Genomic DNA, 18,651 nt, shown 5'->3' with positions numbered 1-18,651 from the left:
GCTGGGCGCCGCGGCGGCCTGTTCACACAGGTCAGAACGCCATCGCCTGCGCGCGCCGCTTCACCTCGGTGCCGTGGCTGGTGCGCAGGGCGTTGATCGGCGTGTTGCCCGGCAGGCTCTCGTCGGTCTCGAAGAGCCAGCGCAGCATCTCGGTCCGCGAGAACCCGGAGTCGGCGAGCACCGTGATCGTGCCGGCCAGGCCCTTGACGATCCCGTCCTTGACGAAGAAGTCGCCGGGAACGCACAGGTCACCGCCGCGCTTGAAGGCGATCAGCTGCCCGTCGCGCAGCATCTGGCGGACCTTGTTGGCGGAGGTCCCGAGGACGTTCGCCACCTCCGCCAGCGGGAGAACCGCGATGGCGGTGTCGAGGACGTCGTCGGCGACAGGAATCCCACTCACGCGTGACACTCTGCCACATTCCGCACCCACTCCCGCTAGTACGCGCGGGTGACCCGCCAGGTCTCCTCCACGAACCGTGTGCGGTTCCGTACGATCCATACTCGTGACTCGCACCCACCCCAGCCTGGTCGGCACGCTCCTCGAGCGGCGCTACCGGGTGGACCGGCTGCTCGCGCACGGGGGGATGTCTTCCGTCTACCGGGGGACGGACACCCGGCTGGACCGTCCGGTCGCGATCAAGATCATGGACCCGCGGTTCGCCGACGACCGGTCGTTCGTGGACCGCTTCGTCCGGGAGGCGCAGTCGGCGGCGCAGCTGCACCACCCGCACGTGGTGGCGGTGCACGACCAGGGCTTCGACCTGCCCCAGGGCGCCGAGTCGGGCCTCGCCTTCCTGGTGATGGAGCTGGTGGACGGCGGAACCCTGCGGGACCTGCTGGACGAGAAGGGCCCGCTGGACGTCGCGCTGGCGCTGAGCGTGGCCGAGCCGGTGCTTTCGGCGCTGGCCGCCGCGCACCGGTCCGGGCTGGTGCACCGGGACGTCAAGCCGGAGAACGTGCTGATCGGCCGGACCGGGCCGCACACCGGCGGCGCGGTGAAGGTCGCCGACTTCGGCCTGGTGCGGGCCGTGGCGAGCGCGGGCACGACCAGCTCGAGCGTCATCCTCGGCACGGTCGCCTACCTGTCGCCGGAGCAGGTCGAGACCGGCGCGGCGACCGCGCGCGGCGACGTCTACTCGGCCGGCATCCTGCTCTACGAAATGCTGACCGGGCAGGTGCCCTACACCGGCGACACCGCGATCTCGGTGGCCTACCGGCACGTGAACGACGACGTCCCGCGGCCGAGCGCGCTGCGCCCGGACCTGCCGCCGGAGCTCGACGAGCTGATCACCCGCGCGACCCGGCGGGACCCCGGGCTGCGTCCCGCCGACGCCGGGGAGTTCCTGACCGAGCTGACCGCGGTGCGCGCGCAGCTGGGCCTGCTACCGGTGACCGTCCCGGTTCCGGTGTCGCACGGCCAGGGCGGCCTCGCCGACACCGAGCGCACGCTGCCGCGGATCCCGCAGGTGGCGCCGGACAGCGAGAAGACGATGCCGGTGCACCGCCCGAACGCGACGCGGGCGCTGAGCCACCCCGGCACCCCGCCCCCGGGCTTCACCCAGCAGATCCCGCCCGTGCGGCCGCCCGCCGGGCGGCGCCGGAGCGAGCCGGAGCCGGAGAAGCCGGCGGACAACCGGAAGCGGATCGCCATCATCGCCGGCGCGGTGCTGCTGTTCGGCGGGCTGATCACGGCGTTCGTCTTCATGCTCACCGACACCGGCGGCGAGAAGACCTCGACCGTGCCGCACCTCGCGGGGCTGAACCAGGCCGCGGCGGGTGACGCGCTGCGCGCGGTGAAGCTGACCCCGAAGTTCAGCCAGGAGTACGACAACACGGTCCCGTCGAACACCGTGCTGCGCGCCGAGCCCGCCGAGGGCACGACGCTGGCGCCGAACTCGACGGTCTCGGTCGTGCTGTCGAAGGGCCGCCCGGTCGTGCCGGACATCCGGCCCGGCACCGCGCTGCCCGACGCGGAGCAGGCGATCAAGACCGCGCAGCTGACCCCGACGCGCGGCACCGACGACTACGACGCCGAGGTCCCGCAGGGCGCGGTGATCCGCACCGAGCCGTCGTCGGGCAGCCAGCTGAACATCGGCGGCCAGGTCACGATCATCGTGTCGAAGGGCCCGCTCCCGCTGCCGCCGGTCCCGGACGTCACCGGGCGGAGCAAGGACGAGGCGTTCCAGCTGCTGCAGCAGGCCGGGTTCGAGCCGTTCCAGGCGGGTGAGGAGTTCAAGCAGGAGGTCCCGGGCGGCGCCGTCACCCGGACCGACCCGCCGGCGAACTCCCAGGCCAGGGACAAGCGGATCGGCGTGTTCGTCAACAACGCCGTCCAGGTGCCGGACGTCCGGTTCCGCTCGTTCGACGACGCCCAGAAGATCCTCGAGCAGGCCGGGCTGAAGGCCGACCGCGACGGCAAGGGCGGCGGCCGCGGCGGAGGCGGCGGCGGGTTCGACTTCGTCTTCCAGCAGGACCCGCAGCCGGGCACGTTCGTGCAGAAGGGCTCGAAGGTCAAGCTGAAGGGCTTCGGGGGATGATCGGCAGCCGAGGCCGCGTCACCGGCACGATCGGCCCCGGCCTCATCGGCGAAGTCCTGCTGAACGTCCGGGGCGGCACGGAGGCGTTCTACGCCTACCCGGCCGACCCGGACGCGACCTTCTCCTCCGGCACCCAGGTGCTCGTCGTGGACTTCGAACCCCCGCGCACGGTTTATGTCGAGCGGTGGCAACCGCTGGGCCGCTGACGGCGTCGTAGAGGCACCAACGCACCCACAACAGAAAAGAGCGAGGGGGTCGGTGCCATGAGTCTCGTGGAAATCCTGCTGCTTTCCGCCGGTGGACTCGTCGTCGTGCTGTTCGTGATCTTCGGGATCCTGCGGCTGCTGTACAAGGTCGCCGAGCCGAACGAAGCCCTGATCATCTCCGGGCTCGGGGTCCGGGTCGACCGCGCGGACACCGCGGACAGCCTGGGCTTCAAGATCATCACCGGCCGCGGCGTGAACGTCCTGCCCGGCTTCCAGACCGCGCGCCGGCTGTCGCTGGACACCCGCGGCGTCAACCTGCAGGTCTCCTGCGTCACCAAGCAGGGGCTGCCGGTCACCGTGCGGGCGGTCGTCATCTACAAGGTCGGCGACGACTTCGCGTCGATCGCCAACGCCGCCCGCCGGTTCCTGGACCAGCAGAAGGGCATGAACGACACGATCCACGAATTGTTCTCCGGGCACCTGCGCTCGATCGTGGGCGGGCTGACCATCGAGGAGATGATCCACAACCGGGACGCGCTGACCGGCGAGGTCCGCCAGTCCTCGGCCACGGAGATGATCAAGCTGGGGCTGATCGTCGACTCGCTGCAGATCCAGGAGATCGACGACGAGTCGGGCTACATCACCAACCTCGGCAAGCCGCACGCCGCCGCGATCGCCGCGTCGGCCCGCATCGCCGAGGCGCGCAGCGACCAGGAGGCCGCCGAGGTCGAGCAGGTCTCCGCGGCCAAGAAGGCCGCCGCGGTCCGCGAGAGCCAGATCCAGCAGGCCGGCTACCAGGCCGAGGTCGACCAGGCGCGGGCGAAGGCGTCGCAGTCCGGCCCGCTGGCCGAGGCGACCGCGCGCCAGGAGGTCGTCGTCCAGGAGACGCGGGCGGCCGAGCTGGAAGCGGCGCTGGCCGAGCAGCGGCTGCAGTCGCAGGTACGCAAGCCGGCCGACGCGAAGGCGTACGACACGCGCACGACGGCCGACGCGGCCCGTGACGCGTCGATCGCCAAGGCCCAGGCCGAGGCGAAGGAGACCGAGCTGCGCGCCGCGGCGGACGCGACCCGCGTGAAGACGGCGGCCGAGGCGGAAGCGCAGGCCATGAAGGCCCGCGCGGAGGCGTCGGCCGGGGCGACGCGGGCGACCGGTGAGGCCGAGGCGGCCGCGGCCAAGGCGCGCGGTCTCGCCGAGGCGGAGGCCGCGAAGGCGAAGGGGCTTGCCGAAGCCGAGTCGGCCCGGGCAAAGGGCCTGGCCGAAGCGGACGCGATCAAGGCACGTGCGGCGGCGCTGGCGGAGAACCAGGAAGCCGTCGTCGCGCAGCAGCTGGCCGAGCGCTGGCCGGAGATCGTCGAAGCGGGCGCGAGCGCGTTCGGCAACGTCGACCACATGGTCGTGCTCAACGGCGCCGACGGTATGTCCGACATGTTCGCCAAGGCGCTCTCGCTCGGCGGAACCGGTCTCGGCCTGGCCCGTCAGCTGATGGACGCCATGGGCAAGCCGCCCGAGAAGGAGCTGGACGAGCCCGCGCGGAAGAACGGCGAGCTCAAGCTGACCGACTAGCTGACCGACTAGCTGAGCGACCACCGCGTCACGCTGCGTACGGCCCTTGTGTCCCGGATCACGGGAGGCAGGGGCCGTACGCCCGTTCGGGGGCGGCAATTCCCGGGCCGTTGTCCTACCGTGGGCGCATGGTGCCGGACAGCGTGTCGCGGGCCGCCCGATGAGCAGCTTCTTCACCGGCGGTCCCCGCGAGCGTCCCCTGTTCCCCGTCCCGGAACAGGAGCTGTACGCGTTCAACGGCCGGCACTGGACCGATCCCCCGCGCGAGCACATCGTCCCGGCCGTGCTGCCGCTGGCGCAGCCGCTGGGCCGGTCCGAGCGCACCATCGTGGCGCTGCGCTCGGTCGAGGTGTGGCCGCAGGCGTTCACGCTGCGCATCACGGTCTACTCCCGGGACAGCCTGGTCGACGACCCCGCCGAGGGCCTGATCGACCACCGCCGCAAGCCTGACTACAACGGGCTGCTCATCGGCGTCCTCTACGCCGACGGCAGCCGGGCGAGCTCCGAGGCGGTCTCGGTGCCGTCGGCTTCCGAACCGGAGGAACCGGTCCTGCGGGCGCACCCCGTCGGCGGCACGCGCTTCGCCGTCGAGCACGAAGTGTTCCTGTGGCCGCTCCCGCCGGCCGGCCCGCTGAAGCTGGTCGTCCAGTGGACCGACCGCGAGATCCCCGAGACGCGCACGACGCTCGACGGCGGCGCGATCCGGGCCGCGGCGAAGGACGCCGCGGAGATCTGGCCGGGGCTCGGCAAGCGCCAGGTGAACGGGCTGCCCGTGCGCCGCGTCGGCAAGCAGGTGGCGCTCACCCCCGAATGGGGGACTTCGGTGGTCCGGGCGGAAGAAACCCCGCCTACGCCGGAAAGCTGAACGTTTTTCTTGATCTGTGACCCCGGGCACCGGCGGCCGGGGTATCTCGAATGGATGAACGGGGTGGGTAGTTAGCGTCGTGGAAACACTTCGACCACCCGGCCGTCACGTCGGGCTGGTGTTGTGGGTTCACCTCACCTTCCGACGCACGTGGCCGTGCACACCCGCGAACCCGGAAAGGTCGCCCATGGCAGGCTCGCCGCTCAGCGCACTCGACGTCGCTTTTCTGTGCCTGGAAAGCGAAAACTCCCCGATGCACATGGGCGCGGTGGTCACCTTCACCGCTCGCGGCCCGGTGGACCCCGCGGCGCTGACCGCGGTGCTGGCCGAGCGCGCCGCGCGACTGCCGAAGCTGCGCCAGCGCGCCCGCGCGGAGCTGTTCCCGCCCGGCTCGGCCAGCTGGGCCGACGACCCGGACTTCCGTGCCGCGGACCACATCCACCACGCGGAGCTCAGCTCACTGTACGAACCGGACCCCTTGGCCGCGTACGCGTCTCGGTGGATCGCCGAGCCGCTCGACACGTCCCGGCCGCTGTGGCACCTCACCCTCGTCACCGGGCTGCCGGACGGGAAGTTCGCGCTGCTGCTGAAGCTCCACCACGCGCTCACCGACGGCGCCGGCGCGTACGCGGTCGCGGCCGGCCTGCTCGACGGCGTCAAGCTGCCGGAGCGGATCTCTTCGCCGGCCCGGCCGATCCCGGCGCCGCGGTCCACTTTGGACACGGTGAAGGACGCGCTGGGCACGGTCTGGGGCCAGGCGAACGAGACGGCCGGGATCGCCTCGTCGCTCGTGCGGGCCGCGCGGCCGCCGCTGTCGCCGGTGTCGGCGCCGCAGTCGGCCGAGCGCCGGCTCGGGTTCGTCCGGCTGCCGCTGAGCGAGCTGCGCCGCGTGCGCAAGGCCCACGGCGGCACGACCAACGACGTCGTGCTCGCGGTGCTTTCCGGCGCACTGCGCGAATGGCTGGTGAACCGCGGCCACCGCGCCGACGGCCGCACGCTGCGCGCGCTGATCCCGGTGAGCGTGCGCGGCCGGACGGGCGACCAGCTCGGCGGCAACAAGCTGTCGGGGTACCTCTGCGACCTGCCGGTCGGCGAGGACGACCCGGTCGAGCGGCTGCGCGTGGTCCGCCGCGCGATGACCCGCAACAAGGCGGCGGGCCCGAGCCGCGGCGCGGGGGCGCTCCCGCTGCTGGCCGGCCGCGTCCCGCCGCTGCTGCACCGCCTGGGCACGCGCACCGCGGGCCTGGCCGCGCCGATGCTGTTCGACCTGGTGATCACGACGGTCCCGGTGCCCCCGGCCCGCCTGTCCCTCGGCGGCGCCCGGCTGGCGGAGATGTACCCGTTCGTCCCGCTGGCCCCGCGGCACGCGGTCGGCATCGCGGTGGCGACCTACCGCGACTCGGTCCACATCGGACTGCAGGTCAACGGCGAGGCGGTCCCGGACGTGGGTTCCCTGCGGGACGCGGTCCTGAAGTCCGCGGCCCGGCTGGTCGACGCCTCCTGACTCAGGGGGCCACGCCCACCACTTCCAGGAACGCGAGCGCCTCGGCGCCGCGGGAGCCGGGCGGTGCGGTGTAGAGCACCAGGTGCTGGTCGGAGTCGGGCAGGACGAGCGAGTCGCAGTCGACCGTCACCTCGCCCACCTCCGGGTGCCGGAAGGTCTTGGTGAGCACCGGCGTCGCCTGCACGTCGTGGCGCTCCCACAGCCGGGCGAAGTCGGCACTGCCCGCCCGCAGCTCCTCGACGAGCCCACGCACCGCCGGGTCGGCGGGGTAGCGGGCCAGGGTGGCGCGCAGCTCCATGACGACGGTGAGCCGGAACTCGGCGGCGTCGGAGATCCCGTACGGCGGCTCAGCCGGCCCGAGGAACGCCTTGCGGGCGAGGTTGCGCCGCTCGGGCGGCACGGCGGCGAAGTCCTCCATGAGCGCCGCCGCGAGGTCGTTCCAGGCCAGTACCTCGAACGTGGCGGAGATGACGATGGCGGCCGTCTGCGGCAGCCGCCGCAGCAGCGCGAGGATGCTGGGCCGCACGTCCCGGCGGTGCACGGCGTTCCGGATCGGCGCGGTGCCCGCCACGACGTGCAGGTGCTCGGTTTCGGCGTCGGTCAGCCGCAGCGCACCGGCGATCCCGGCCAGGACCTCGCCCGACGGCCGCGGCGCCCGGCCCTGCTCGAGGCGGACGTAGTACTCGGTGGAGATGTGCGCGAGCACCGCGACCTCCTCGCGGCGCAGGCCAGGGGTTCTCCGGCGCGGCCCGGCGGGCAGGCCGACGTCCTGCGGCCGCAGCCGCTCACGCCGGCTGCGGAGGAACGCCCCGAGCTCTTGCTTGTCCACGTCTCCAGTATGCGGACGCACCGGCGCCGGATCCTGGTACGGCTTGTGCCTGCCTCCGCGTCGCGGACCGGGGCACCGTCGGAACCATGACGAATTCCCCTTCGATCGGCCTGCTCACCGGCAAGGTCGTGCTCATCACCGGAGCCAGCCGCGGCATCGGCGCGGCCGCGGCCCGCCTCTTCGCCCGGGAGGGCGCCGCCGTCGTGCTGGCCTCGCGCGGCACCGAGGCCCTCGACCGCGTCGCCGGCGAGATCCGCGCGGCGGGCGGCACCGCCGACACCGTCGCGCTGGACCTGGCCGATCCCGCGAGCATCCGGGCCGCCGTCGACCGCGTGGAGCAGCTCCACGGCCGCCTCGACGGCGCGTTCAACAACGGCGCGGCCATCCAGCGGCCCGGTCCGCTCGAGACGACCGCTGAGGAGGACATCGACGAGCAGTTCGCGGTGAACTTCCGCGCGCACTGGACCGCCATGACCGCCGAGGCCGCGCTCATGCGCCGCAGTGGCGGCGGGGCGATCGTGAACACGTCGAGCATCGGCAGCCGCCGCGCCAACCCCGCCCTGCCCGCCTACGGCGCCATGAAGCGGGCGCTGAACAGCCTCACCGAGACCGCGGCCGTGACCTGGGGCCCGCAGGGCATCCGGGTCAACGGCCTCACCCCCGGCGGCACCGCCACGGACATGATCGACGCGTGGGAAGCGGCCTCACCCGGGGTCGTCGAGCAGATCACCGCGTCGGTCCCGCTCGGGCGCATGGCCGAACCCCGCGAGGTCGCCGAGGCGGCCGCGTGGCTGCTCAGCGACCGCGCGGCCATGGTGACCGGGGCGATCGTCCCGGTCGACGGCGGCGCCGGGGCCTAGCTAGCCGCGCAGCATCTCCGCGACCAGGAAGGCCAGCTCCAGCGACTGCTGCGTGTTCAGGCGCGGGTCGCAGGCGGTCTCGTAGCGGCCCGACAGGTCGATGTCCGAGATCTCCTGGGCCCCGCCCAGGCACTCCGTGACGTCCTCGCCGGTCAGCTCCACGTGGATGCCGCCCGGGTAGGTGCCCAGCTGGTTGTGGACCTCGAAGAAGCCCTGGACCTCGTCGACGATGCGGTCGAAGTGGCGGGTCTTGTACCCGGTGGACGACTCGTGCGTGTTGCCGTGCATCGGGTCGCACTGCCAGATGATCTTGTGGCCGGAGGCTTCGACCTTCTCGACGATCGCCGGCAGGACGTCGCGGACCTTGCCGTTGCCCATGCGGGAGATGAGCGTCAGGCGGCCCGGCTCGAAGCGCGGGTCGAGCCGCTCGACGTACTCCAGCGCCTGCTCGGGCGTGGTCGTCGGGCCGATCTTCAACCCGATCGGGTTGGCCAGCAGCTCGGCGAACGCGATGTGCGCGCCGTCCAGCTGGCGGGTCCGCTCGCCGATCCACAGGAAGTGCGACGAGAGGTTGTACAGCTTCGGGTTCGCCGCGTCGGCCTTGTCGAGCCGCAGCATCGACCGCTCGTAGTCGAGCAGCAGCGCCTCGTGGCTGGCGAAGATCTCGGTGGACTGCAGCGAGGTGTCCGTGACGCCGCAGGCCGACATGAACCGCAGGCCGCGGTCGATCTCGTTGGCCAGCGCCTCGAAGCGCTGCGCCGCCGGCGACGCCGAGACGAAGTCCTTGTTCCAGTCGTGCACCTGGTGCAGGTCGGCCATGCCGGCGCCGGTGAGGGCGCGGACCAGGTTCATCGCCGCGCCCGCGTTCGCGTAGGCGCGGATCATCCGGCCGGGGTCGGGCACGCGCAACTCGGGCTTCGCGACGAGGGAGTTGATGATGTCGCCGCGGTAGACCGGCAGGCCCAGCGCGTCCGTTCCCGCCGACCGCGGCTTCGCGTACTGGCCGGCGATGCGGCCGACCTTGACCACCGGCAGGCTCGCGCCGTAGGTCAGCACGACCGCCATCTGCAGCAGCGTGCGCAGGTTGGCGCGGATGTGCGGCTCGGTGTTGGACTCGAACGTCTCCGCGCAGTCACCACCCTGCAGCAGGAACGCCTCGCCGCGGGCGACCATCGCCAGCCGGTCCTTCAGGCGGTCGATCTCGGCCGGGACCGTGATCGGCGGCACGCTCTCCAGCACGCCGCGGACCCGCCGGGTCGCGTCCGGGTCGGGCCACTCCGGCTGTTGCGCCGCGGGCAGGGCCAGCGCCTTGTCGAGCCGCGCGCGCAGCTCCGGCGGCAGCGGCGGCAGTTCGGGCAGGGTGTCGACGGGGACGTCCACAGTCCAGTTCACGAACACCAGGATAGGGTTTCCGCCCTTCCGCGCTTCGCCCGGTTCGCCGTCCCCAGGTCGCGGGCGGGAAACCGGTTTCCCGGCCGCGACCTCCGGGGTCGGCCGCGCGGGACGAGCCGGACGACCGCGCCCGTGCCCTGCGACGTGCCGTTGGTGGTGACGAACACCTCCTCACCGCGCACGGCCGGGCCGGTCCGGGTGCCGTTCTTCTCCACCCGGGTCAGCACGCCGGGAGAGGGCGGCGCCGCGATCCCGTCACGAGCGAACGTCAAGGCCGGCAGTCGGACGCGAGGCCGGTCAGCGCCGTGAAGCCGTCGGCGTGGATCTTCGGCCGCTGCCCCGGCACCACGCGATGCTGTCCGAGCCGACGTCGGCGCGCTCTGCACCGGGATGCGCATCCCCGGCGGCAGGCCGAGCGCGGGCGGCGCGGTGACGAGCCGCGTCGGCGACCGCGAAGCCGTCGCGGTAGCGCGTCATCCCGAACGGGTTCGAGTCGATCACCGGCGTGGCCGGATCCGCTCCGGCGCCGCGGTCCGGGTTGTTCTTCGCCTCGAACGCGGCCGAGTCTGGCCGAACGGGCCGGCGCCGGTGGCCGAGTCGGCCCCATCGGGCAGCGGAGATTTTCCCACCCGCGGGTGCGCCGGTGGTTACGCGACTTGCGCGCGGTTGTACAGGTTCTGCGCGTCGGTGCCGAAGTACGGCCCGAACATGTACCCGGGCAGGAACGTGTAGCCGAAGCTGTTCACCGAGGCCTGGACGCCTCCCCCGGTGCTCTCGTTGAAGGACAGGAACCACGGGCCGCCGCTGGAGCCGCCGGTCATGTCGCACTTCATTCCGTGGTCCTGCGTCAGCAGGAAGTCGGTGAAGGTGCTGCCGCTGCAGTAGATCAGCTTCGTGCCGTCGTACGGCGAAGCGGCCGGGTAGCCGAAGGTGTACATGCCCTGGTTCTTCGGCTGGTTGAAGGCGATCCCCTGCGCGCCGACGACGTCGGTGAGCTTCTGCCCGTTCAGCGGGTTCACGACGGCCATGCCGACGTCGTAGTTCATGTCCTCACTGGCTTCCCACTGCGGTGTGGTCAGCGTGGTCTTCGCCGCCCACTGGCCGTACGGCGCGTTGCCGTTGTTGTAGCCCGGCACGAATACCCACTCGGTGTGCCAGGTGCCCTGGTACTTGACGCAGTGCCCGGCGGTGACGACGACGCTGCCGTTGGTGCTGGTCACGGCGTCACCGGAGCACGAGGCTTTCTGGCCGTTGAAGAGGAAGAACACGCGGCCGGCGGTCTGGGTGACCTTGCCGCCGCCGGTCCAGGCGCCCCCGCCGTTGGGGATGCTCCGGATGATCGCGCTTCGGCCGCGCGCCACGTCTTTCGGCGTGAAAGCCGGCGCTTTCACGAGGTTTTCCATGGGCACGGCCGCCCGCATCGCATCGGGCGTCCAGAAGGGTTTCGGCGCGGCCTGAACGGGCGGCCCGGCCAGGGCGAACGCGAGGGAGAGGACCGCGGTGACGACCGCTGCCCGGAAAGTCGTGTGCTTCAAGACGCCCCACCCTCCGCGGAAGTGAATTGTCGCAAAGCGGCATAGCTACTCGAAAGTAGTTGGCCGTGTACGGAGTGCGCAGCCGCCATCCGGAGTAATGGGTCGAAACGGTCGAAAGCCCCCTCGCCAGCGGCGAGGGGGCTTTCGCGAACCGAGAAATCAGACGACCGCGAGTGGCAACGCCGTCGGGTGGACCGGGGCCGGGAGGTCCGACGCCCCCGTCAGGAACGCGTCGACCGCGTTGGCCACCGAGCGGCCCTCCGCGATCGCCCACACCACCAGCGATGCGCCGCGGTGGGCATCGCCGCAGACGAAGACCCCGGGGGTCTCCGTCTGCCAGTCCGCGCCGCACGACAGCGTGCCGCGCTTCGTCAGCGACAGGCCCAGCCCGTCCAGCAGCGGCATCTCCTCGACGCCCTCGAAGCCGATCGCCAGCAGGACCAGGTCGGCCGGCAGCGTCTCGATCTCGTCGTTGACCGGGATGACCTCGCGGCGGCCCGTCGCGGGGTCCTTCTGGACGCGGACCTGCTGCAGCTCGACCGCCGTCACGCGACCGTCGGAGTCGCCGACGAACCGCTTGACCGCCACCGCGAACTTCCGCTCGCCCGCTTCCTCGTGCGCCGGGTAGGTGCGCAGGATGTACGGCCACGTCGGCCACGGCGACCGCTCGTCGTCCCTTGTGGACGGTGGCATCGGGTACTGGTCCAGCTGCGTCACCGAAAGCGCGCCCTGGCGGGTGGCCGTGCCGTAGGAGTCGGCGCCGGTGTCGCCGCCGCCGATGATCAGCACGTGCTTGCCGCGCGCGTCGACCGACGGCGGGCCGTCGCCCTCGACGAACTTGTTGGCCGGCACCAGGTGCTCCATCGCCAGGTGGACGCCGGCCAGCTCGCGGCCCGGCGTCGTCGTGTCGTCGCGGCCGCGCAGCGCGCCGACCGCGAGCACGACGGCGTCGTACTGCGCGCGCAGGTCCTCCACCGACAAGTCGACACCGACCTCGCAGCCGGTGACGAACCGGGTGCCTTCCTTGCGCAGCTGCGCGAGGCGGCGGTCGAGGACCTTCTTCTCCATCTTGAACTCGGGGATGCCGTAACGCAGCAGGCCGCCGAGGCGGTCGTCGCGCTCGAACACCGTGACCTCGTGCCCGGCGCGGGTCAGCTGCTGGGCGGCGGCGAGCCCGGCCGGGCCGGAGCCGACGACCGCGACGCGCTGCCCACTGGCCACTTCGGACACCTGCGGCTGGACGTAGCCCGCTTCCCACGACTGGTCGGCGATCGTCTGCTCGACGCGCTTGATCGCCACCGGCCCGCCCGACAGCGGCGAGATGGACAGGACGCAGCCCGCCTCGCACGGCGCCGGGCACAGCTTCCCGGTGAACTCGGGGAAGTTGTTGGTGGCGTGCAGCCGGTCGCTCGCCGCGGCCCAGTCGCCGCGGCGGACCAGGTCGTTCCACTCGGGAATCAGGTTGCCGAGCGGGCAGCCCGAACCGCCGGAGTGGCAGAACGGGATGCCGCAGTCCATGCAGCGGGACGCCTGCTTGCGCACCTTTTCGTTGCGCTCGCCCGGGTCGACGTCCGCGTAGACCTCACCCCACGATTCCAAGCGGTCCTTTTTGGACTTCTTGGGCGGCTCTTCACGGTCGTACTTCAGGAAACCGGTCGGGTCAGCCACGAGCGGCCTCCATGATCGCCTCGTCGACGTCGCGGCCGGCGGCCTTCGCCGCCTTCGCCGCGTCCAGAACCCGCTGGTAGTCGCGCGGCATCACCTTGGTGAACGCCACGGACCGGCGCGGCCAGTCGCCGAGCAGCGACGCCGCGACCGCGGAGCGGGTGAGATCGTGGTGCTGCTGCACCGTTTTCTTGAGCCAGGCCAGGTCGTCCGCGGTCGGCTTGAGGAGATCCACCATGTCCTGGTTGACCTTCTTGCGGTCGACGTCGAGCACGAACGCCATGCCGCCGGACATGCCGGCCGCCAGGTTCCGCCCGGTCGGGCCGAGCACCACCGCGCGGCCGCCGGTCATGTACTCGAAGGCGTGGTCGCCGACGCCCTCGGCGACGACCGTGGCGCCGGAGTTGCGGACGCAGAAGCGTTCGCCGACCTGGCCGCGCAGGAAGATCTCGCCGCCGGTGGCGCCGTAGGCGATCGTGTTGCCCGCGATCGTCTGCGCCTCGGCGGCGAAGGACGCTTCCGGGTCGGGGCGGACGACGATCCGGCCGCCCGAAAGCCCCTTGCCGACGTAGTCGTTCGCGTCGCCGACCATGTCGAGGGTGATGCCGCGCGGCAGGAACGCGCCGAGCGACTGGCCCGCCGAACCGGTGAGCGTGACGTTGATCGTGCCCTCGGGCAGGCCGTCCCCGCCGTAGCGGCGGGTGATCTCCGAGCCGAGCAGCGTGCCGACGGTCCGGTTGACATTGCGCACCGGCAGCTCGATGTTCACGTGGTGCGCGTCTTCCAGCGCCGCCTCGGCGAGCTGGATGAGCGTGCGGTCCAGCGCGTGCTCGAGGCCGTGGTCCTGGCCGCGGGTGCGTCGCTTGGCGCCGCCGTACGGGGTCTCCTGCGGCATCTCGAAGATCGGCGCCAGGTCCAAACCGGACGCCTTCCAGTGGTCGACGGCCTCGTCGGTGTTCAGCAGCTCGGCGTGGCCGATGGCCTCGTCGAGCGTCCGGAAGCCCAGCGCCGCCAGGGTTTCCCGGACTTCTTCGGCGACGAACTTGAAGAAGTTGACGACGTGCTCGACCTGGCCGGTGTAGCGCTTGCGCAGCTCGGGGCTCTGCGTGGCGACGCCGACCGGGCAGGTGTCGAGGTGGCAGACGCGCATCATGATGCAGCCCGCGACGACGAGGGGGGCCGTCGCGAAGCCGTACTCCTCGGCACCGAGCAGCGCCGCGATGACGACGTCGCGCCCGGTCTTCATGGCGCCGTCCACCTGCACGGTGATCCGGTCGCGCAAACCGTTGAGCAGCAACGTCTGCTGGGTCTCGGCGAGACCGATCTCCCACGGCGTGCCCGCGTGCTTGAGCGAGTTCATCGGGGACGCGCCGGTGCCGCCGTCGTGGCCGGAGATGAGCACCACGTCCGCGTGCGCCTTGGACACCCCCGCCGCGACCGTGCCGACACCGAGCGAGGACACCAGCTTCACGTGGATGCGGGCGTGCTCGTTGGCGTTCTTGAGGTCGTGGATCAGCTGGGCCAGGTCCTCGATGGAGTAGATGTCGTGGTGCGGCGGCGGGGAAATCAAGCCGACACCCGGCGTGGAGTGCCGGGTCCGCGCGATCCACGGGTACACCTTGTTCGGCGGCAGCTGGCCGCCCTCGCCGGGCTTCGCGCCCTGCGCCATCTTGATCTGGATGTCGTCGGCGTTGACGAGGTACTCGCTCGTGACGCCGAACCGGCCGGACGCGACCTGCTTGATCGCGCTGCGGCGCTCGGGGTCGTAGAGCCGTTCGGGGTCTTCGCCGCCCTCGCCGGTGTTGGAGCGGCCGCCGATCCGGTTCATCGCGATGGCCAGGGTTTCGTGCGCCTCGGCCGAAATCGAGCCGTACGACATCGCGCCGGTGTTGAAGCGCTTGAAGATCGCCTCGGCGGGCTCGACCTCGTCGAGCGGGATCGGCTCGCGGACGCCGTTCTTGAACGAGAACAGCCCGCGCAGCGTGCCGCCCTCGCGGTAGAGGCGGTGCACCTCGTCGGTGTACTTGCGGTATACCTCGTCGCGGCCGGTCTTGGACGCGTGCTGCAGCAGGAACACCGTCTCCGGCGTGAACAGGTGCAGCTCGCCCTCGCGGCGGTAGGCGTACTCGCCGCCGGTGTCGAGTCCACGGTGGACGCGCTCGGTCGGGTTGTCCGGGTACGCGCGGCGGTGCCGGACGGCGACTTCTTCGGCGAGCACCTCGAGCCCGACGCCGCCGAGCTTCGACGACGTCCCGGTGAAGTACTCGTCGAGCAGGTCCTGGCTCAGGCCGAGGGATTCGAAGGCCTGGGCGGCGGTGTACGCGCCGACCGTCGAGATGCCCATCTTGGACATGATCTTCAGGACGCCCTTGACGAGCGCCTGCACGTAGTTGCGGATCGCCTTGGCCGCCTCGATGCCGGTGACCGCGCCCTGCCCGATCATGTCCTCGATGGTCTCGAAGGCCAGGTACGGGTTGACCGCGGCGGCGCCGTAGCCGAGCAGCAGCGCGATGTGGTGGACCTCGCGCGCGTCCCCGGATTCGACGACCAGCGCGACGCGCAGGCGTTCCTTGGTGCGGACCAGGTGGTGGTGCACCGCGGAGACCAGCAGCAGCGACGGGATCGGCGCCATCCGGTGGTCGGAGTCGCGGTCGGACAGCACCAGCGTGCGCGCGCCGGCCGCGATGGCTTCGGACGCCTCACGCCGGACGCGCTCGATCGCGCCGGCCAGCGCCTCGGCGCCACCGTCCACTTCGTACAGTCCGGAAAGGACACTGCACGCGAAGCCGGGGAGGTCGCCGTCGTCGTTGATGTGGATGAGCTTGGCGAGCTCGTCGTTGTCGATCACCGGGTACGGCAGCTTCAGGTGGCGGCACGACGCCGGCCCGGGGGCCAGGAGGTTGCGCTCCGGGCCCATGATCCGCGCCATGCAGGTGACGAGCTCCTCGCGGATCGCGTCCAGCGGCGGGTTCGTCACCTGCGCGAAGTTCTGCTTGAAGTAGTCGTAGAGCAGGCGAGATCGCTGGGACAGCACCGCGGGCGGGGTGTCCGTGCCCATCGAGCCGATCGGCTCGGCGCCCTTCTCGGCCATCGGCGCGAGCAAGATCTTGAGCTCTTCTTCGGTGTAGCCGAAGGAAAGCTGGCGGCGCAGCACCGAGTCGTGGCTCTGCACGACGTGGTCGCGGTCGGGCAGCTCGGCGATCTTCAGCAGGCCCGCGTGCAGCCAGCCCTCGTACGGGAGCTTGCCGGCGAGCGCGGACTTGACCTCTTCGTCGTCCACGATCCGGCCGGCTTCGGTGTCCACCAGGAACATCCGGCCGGGCTTGAGCCGCCCCTTGGCCACGACGTCCTTCGGAGCGACGTCGAGAACCCCGGCCTCGCTGGCGAGGACGACGCGGTCGTCGGCCGTGCGCCACCAACGCGCCGGGCGCAAGCCGTTGCGGTCCAGGACCGCGCCGACGAGGGTGCCGTCGGTGAAGGTGACGCACGCCGGACCGTCCCACGGTTCCATGAGACTCGCGTGGAACTGGTAGAACGCGCGCCGCTCGGGCTTCATGGTGGCGTGGTTTTCCCACGCCTCCGGGATCATCATCAGCACGGCGTGCGGCAGTGACCGGCCACCGAGGTGCAGCAGCTCGAGAACCTCGTCGAAGGACGCGGAGTCCGACGCGTCCGGCGAGCAGATCGGGAACAGCCGGGACAGGTCGCCCGGGATGAGGTCGGATTCGAGCAGCGCCTCGCGGGCCCGCATGCGGTTGCGGTTGCCGCGGATGGTGTTGATCTCGCCGTTGTGCGCCACGAACCGAAAGGGGTGCGCCAGCGGCCACGACGGGAACGTGTTGGTGGAGAAGCGGGAGTGCACCAGCGCGATGGCGCTTTCCAGTCGCTCGTCGCGCAGGTCGGCGAAGAACGCGGGCAGCTGCTCCGGCGTCACCATGCCCTTGTAGACGATCGTCCGCGAGGACAGCGACGGGAAGTACGTGCCGCAGCCGGAGTTCGCGCTTTCGTGCTCGACGCGCTTGCGCAGGCAGAACGCGAGCCTGTCCAGCTCCAGGCCGGTTTTTCCGTCCGCCGTCACGAAAAGCATCGCGAAGTGCGGCATGACCGAGCGGGCGGTCGGGCCGATGTCGGCGCGGTCGGCGTCGACCGGGACCTCACGCCAGCCGAGGACCTCCAGGCCCTCTTCGACGGCGATGCGTTCGGCCAGCCCGACGGCCTTGCGGCGCTGCTCGGCGTCTTCGGGCAGGAACGCGATGCCGGCGGCGTAGGCGTGGTGGCCGCGGGAGTCCGGTTCGGGAAGCGCGAAGCCGGCTTCGGCGCGCAGCAGCGTGTCGGGCAGCTGCAGCAGGATGCCGGCGCCGTCGCCGCTGGTGGGTTCGGCGCCGGCGGCGCCGCGGTGGTCGAGGTTGGTCAACGCGGCCAGGCCGTCGGTGACGATTCCGTGGGAGCGGCGCCCGCGGATGTCGGCCACCATGGCCACACCGCAGGAGTCCTGTTCGGTCTCCGGGTCGTAAAGACCCTGCTTGCCGGGCATGGCGGAGAAGATCATGAAGGGACCTCCTTCGTCGTCTGTTCGTGCGGGGCCGGGCTACCGGCCGGGGAGCGCACGGGACGACGATGGCCCGCTTGTTAGCGCGACTTTAACACCTGGGAAACATGCCAGCACCTGTTCAGAGCGCCCCGAGCGACGTCGGACGGTAACGATCTGGCTGCGCGGAACGACGTAGTTCCTGATGGGTTCCCGGTAGTTCGCTGTGCTAAGTATACGGCCCGGAAACTCCCGTCAAGCCTAACGTGACGGGCCCGACCCGGCAGCCCGGAATTGTGTTGCCGGTCACTAGAACGTGTTACATTTCGCCGCATGATCCTCGATCGGTTCAAGCTCACCGACCAGGTCGCGGTGGTCACCGGCGCCGGACGCGGAATCGGCGCGGCCACGGCCGTGGCGCTCGCCGAAGCGGGTGCCGACGTGGTCATCGCGTCCCGCACTTCCGCTCAGCTCGACGAGATCGCCGCGCGCGTCTCGGCGGCCGGCCGGCGGGCGGTGGCGGTGCCGGTGGACCTCTCCTCCCCGGACGCGGCGGCGGCGCTGGCGTCGACCGCGGTGTCGGAGTTCGGCCGGCTCGACCTGGTGGTCAACAACGTCGGCGGCACGTACCCGCGGCCCCTGCTGGAGTCTTCGGTGGACTTCATGGAGGAAGCGTTCCGCTTCAACGTGGCGACGGCGCACGCGTTGACGGTGGCGGCGGCACCGTCGCTGGTGGAGACGGGCGGCTCGATCGTCAACATTTCGTCGGTGATGGGCCGGGTGTCCGGCCGCGGCTTCGCGGCGTACGGAACGGCGAAGGCGGCCCTGGCGCACTACACGCGCCTGGCGGCGGCGGACTTGGCGCCCCGCGTGCGGGTGAACGCGATTTCGGTGGGCTCGGTGGCGACGTCGGCGCTGGAGATCGTGGTCGGCAACCCGGAGCTGAAGGAGAAGATGGAGTCGGCGACGCCGCTGGGCCGCATCGGCGAGGCGGAAGACATCGCGGCGACGGTCGTGTTCCTGGCGTCCCGGGCCGGCGGCTACATCACGGGCAAGATCCTCGAGGTCGACGGCGGGTTGCAGGCGCCGAACCTGGAGCTGGGCCTGCCCGACCTCGGCTGACACACCTCTCGCGGACCTCGTTTCTTGACTTCCAATCAAGAGAGT

At 71.5% G+C, this 18,651-nt stretch carries 14 protein-coding genes; 7 read left to right on the top strand and 7 right to left on the bottom strand.

Translation table 11 applies throughout. The annotated features are described in order from the left end of the window. Positions 1 to 31: 31 nt before the first annotated feature. Complete coding sequence (locus ACZ7OH_RS40195; RefSeq protein WP_400893318.1) at positions 32 to 400, bottom strand: Rv2175c family DNA-binding protein; 369 nt, start codon at positions 398 to 400, stop codon at positions 32 to 34. 103 nt (positions 401 to 503) lie between these two features. Between ACZ7OH_RS40195 and pknB the strand changes: the two genes are divergently transcribed. The 5 genes from pknB (at position 504) to ACZ7OH_RS40170 (ending at position 6,675) form a co-directional block, all read left to right on the top strand. Continuing rightward, entirely contained in the window at positions 504 to 2,537 is a 2,034-nt protein-coding gene (gene pknB, locus ACZ7OH_RS40190) for a Stk1 family PASTA domain-containing Ser/Thr kinase (RefSeq protein ID WP_470285694.1), read from the top strand. After that, complete coding sequence (locus ACZ7OH_RS40185; protein WP_284741042.1) at positions 2,534 to 2,743, top strand: hypothetical protein; 210 nt, start codon at positions 2,534 to 2,536, stop codon at positions 2,741 to 2,743. The genes pknB and ACZ7OH_RS40185 overlap by 4 nt, the downstream gene beginning before the upstream one ends. Positions 2,744 to 2,800: 57 nt before the next feature. After that, positions 2,801 to 4,306, top strand: coding sequence for a flotillin family protein (locus tag ACZ7OH_RS40180; RefSeq protein WP_400889076.1), 1,506 nt, complete (start codon positions 2,801 to 2,803; stop codon positions 4,304 to 4,306). Between the two features lie 160 nt (positions 4,307 to 4,466). Continuing rightward, positions 4,467 to 5,171: a hypothetical protein gene (locus ACZ7OH_RS40175; RefSeq protein ID WP_470285693.1), complete on the top strand. Its 705-nt coding sequence runs from the start codon at positions 4,467 to 4,469 to the stop codon at positions 5,169 to 5,171. Positions 5,172 to 5,358: 187 nt separating this feature from the next. Beyond that, on the top strand, positions 5,359 to 6,675 hold the full coding sequence (locus ACZ7OH_RS40170; RefSeq protein ID WP_470285692.1) for a wax ester/triacylglycerol synthase family O-acyltransferase: 1,317 nt from the start codon (positions 5,359 to 5,361) through the stop codon (positions 6,673 to 6,675). 1 nt (position 6,676) lies between these two features. Here the strand turns inward: ACZ7OH_RS40170 and ACZ7OH_RS40165 are convergent, their stop codons facing one another. Beyond that, entirely contained in the window at positions 6,677 to 7,504 is an 828-nt protein-coding gene (locus ACZ7OH_RS40165; protein ID WP_470285691.1) for a helix-turn-helix transcriptional regulator, read from the bottom strand. A gap of 86 nt (positions 7,505 to 7,590) precedes the next feature. Here ACZ7OH_RS40165 and ACZ7OH_RS40160 point away from each other — a divergent pair, with 86 nt between their 5' ends. Then, a complete protein-coding gene (locus ACZ7OH_RS40160) occupies positions 7,591 to 8,364 on the top strand; it encodes an SDR family NAD(P)-dependent oxidoreductase (RefSeq protein WP_470285690.1) in 774 nt (257 codons plus the stop codon). On the opposite strand, the gene ACZ7OH_RS40155 is transcribed toward ACZ7OH_RS40160, so the two are convergent. From ACZ7OH_RS40155 to gltB, 5 genes are all read right to left on the bottom strand, one after another. After that, complete coding sequence (locus tag ACZ7OH_RS40155) at positions 8,365 to 9,756, bottom strand: class II 3-deoxy-7-phosphoheptulonate synthase (protein WP_400889063.1); 1,392 nt, start codon at positions 9,754 to 9,756, stop codon at positions 8,365 to 8,367. Beyond that, positions 9,753 to 10,028, bottom strand: coding sequence for a hypothetical protein (locus ACZ7OH_RS40150; protein ID WP_470285689.1), 276 nt, complete (start codon positions 10,026 to 10,028; stop codon positions 9,753 to 9,755). Before ACZ7OH_RS40150 ends, ACZ7OH_RS40155 begins: the two co-directional genes overlap by 4 nt. Positions 10,029 to 10,403: 375 nt before the next feature. Continuing rightward, a complete protein-coding gene (locus ACZ7OH_RS40145) occupies positions 10,404 to 11,291 on the bottom strand; it encodes a peptidase (protein WP_470285688.1) in 888 nt (295 codons plus the stop codon). A gap of 159 nt (positions 11,292 to 11,450) precedes the next feature. Further along, positions 11,451 to 12,959 (bottom strand): glutamate synthase subunit beta, encoded by a 1,509-nt coding sequence (locus ACZ7OH_RS40140; protein WP_470285687.1) that lies wholly within the window; start codon positions 12,957 to 12,959, stop codon positions 11,451 to 11,453. Further along, the gene (gene gltB, locus ACZ7OH_RS40135; protein WP_470285686.1) at positions 12,952 to 17,505 is read right to left on the bottom strand and encodes a glutamate synthase large subunit; all 4,554 of its coding nucleotides are present in this window, start codon (positions 17,503 to 17,505) and stop codon (positions 12,952 to 12,954) included. The genes ACZ7OH_RS40140 and gltB overlap by 8 nt, the downstream gene beginning before the upstream one ends. A gap of 312 nt (positions 17,506 to 17,817) precedes the next feature. On the opposite strand from gltB, the gene ACZ7OH_RS40130 reads away from it, so the two are divergent. Then, a complete protein-coding gene (locus ACZ7OH_RS40130) occupies positions 17,818 to 18,606 on the top strand; it encodes an SDR family oxidoreductase (protein ID WP_470285685.1) in 789 nt (262 codons plus the stop codon). Positions 18,607 to 18,651: the final 45 nt, after the last annotated feature.

This window comes from Amycolatopsis sp. NPDC114478 (assembly GCF_055633805.1).
The sequence above is the reverse complement of the archived record's forward strand: the minus strand, read 5'-3'. Positions and strand labels throughout refer to the sequence as shown.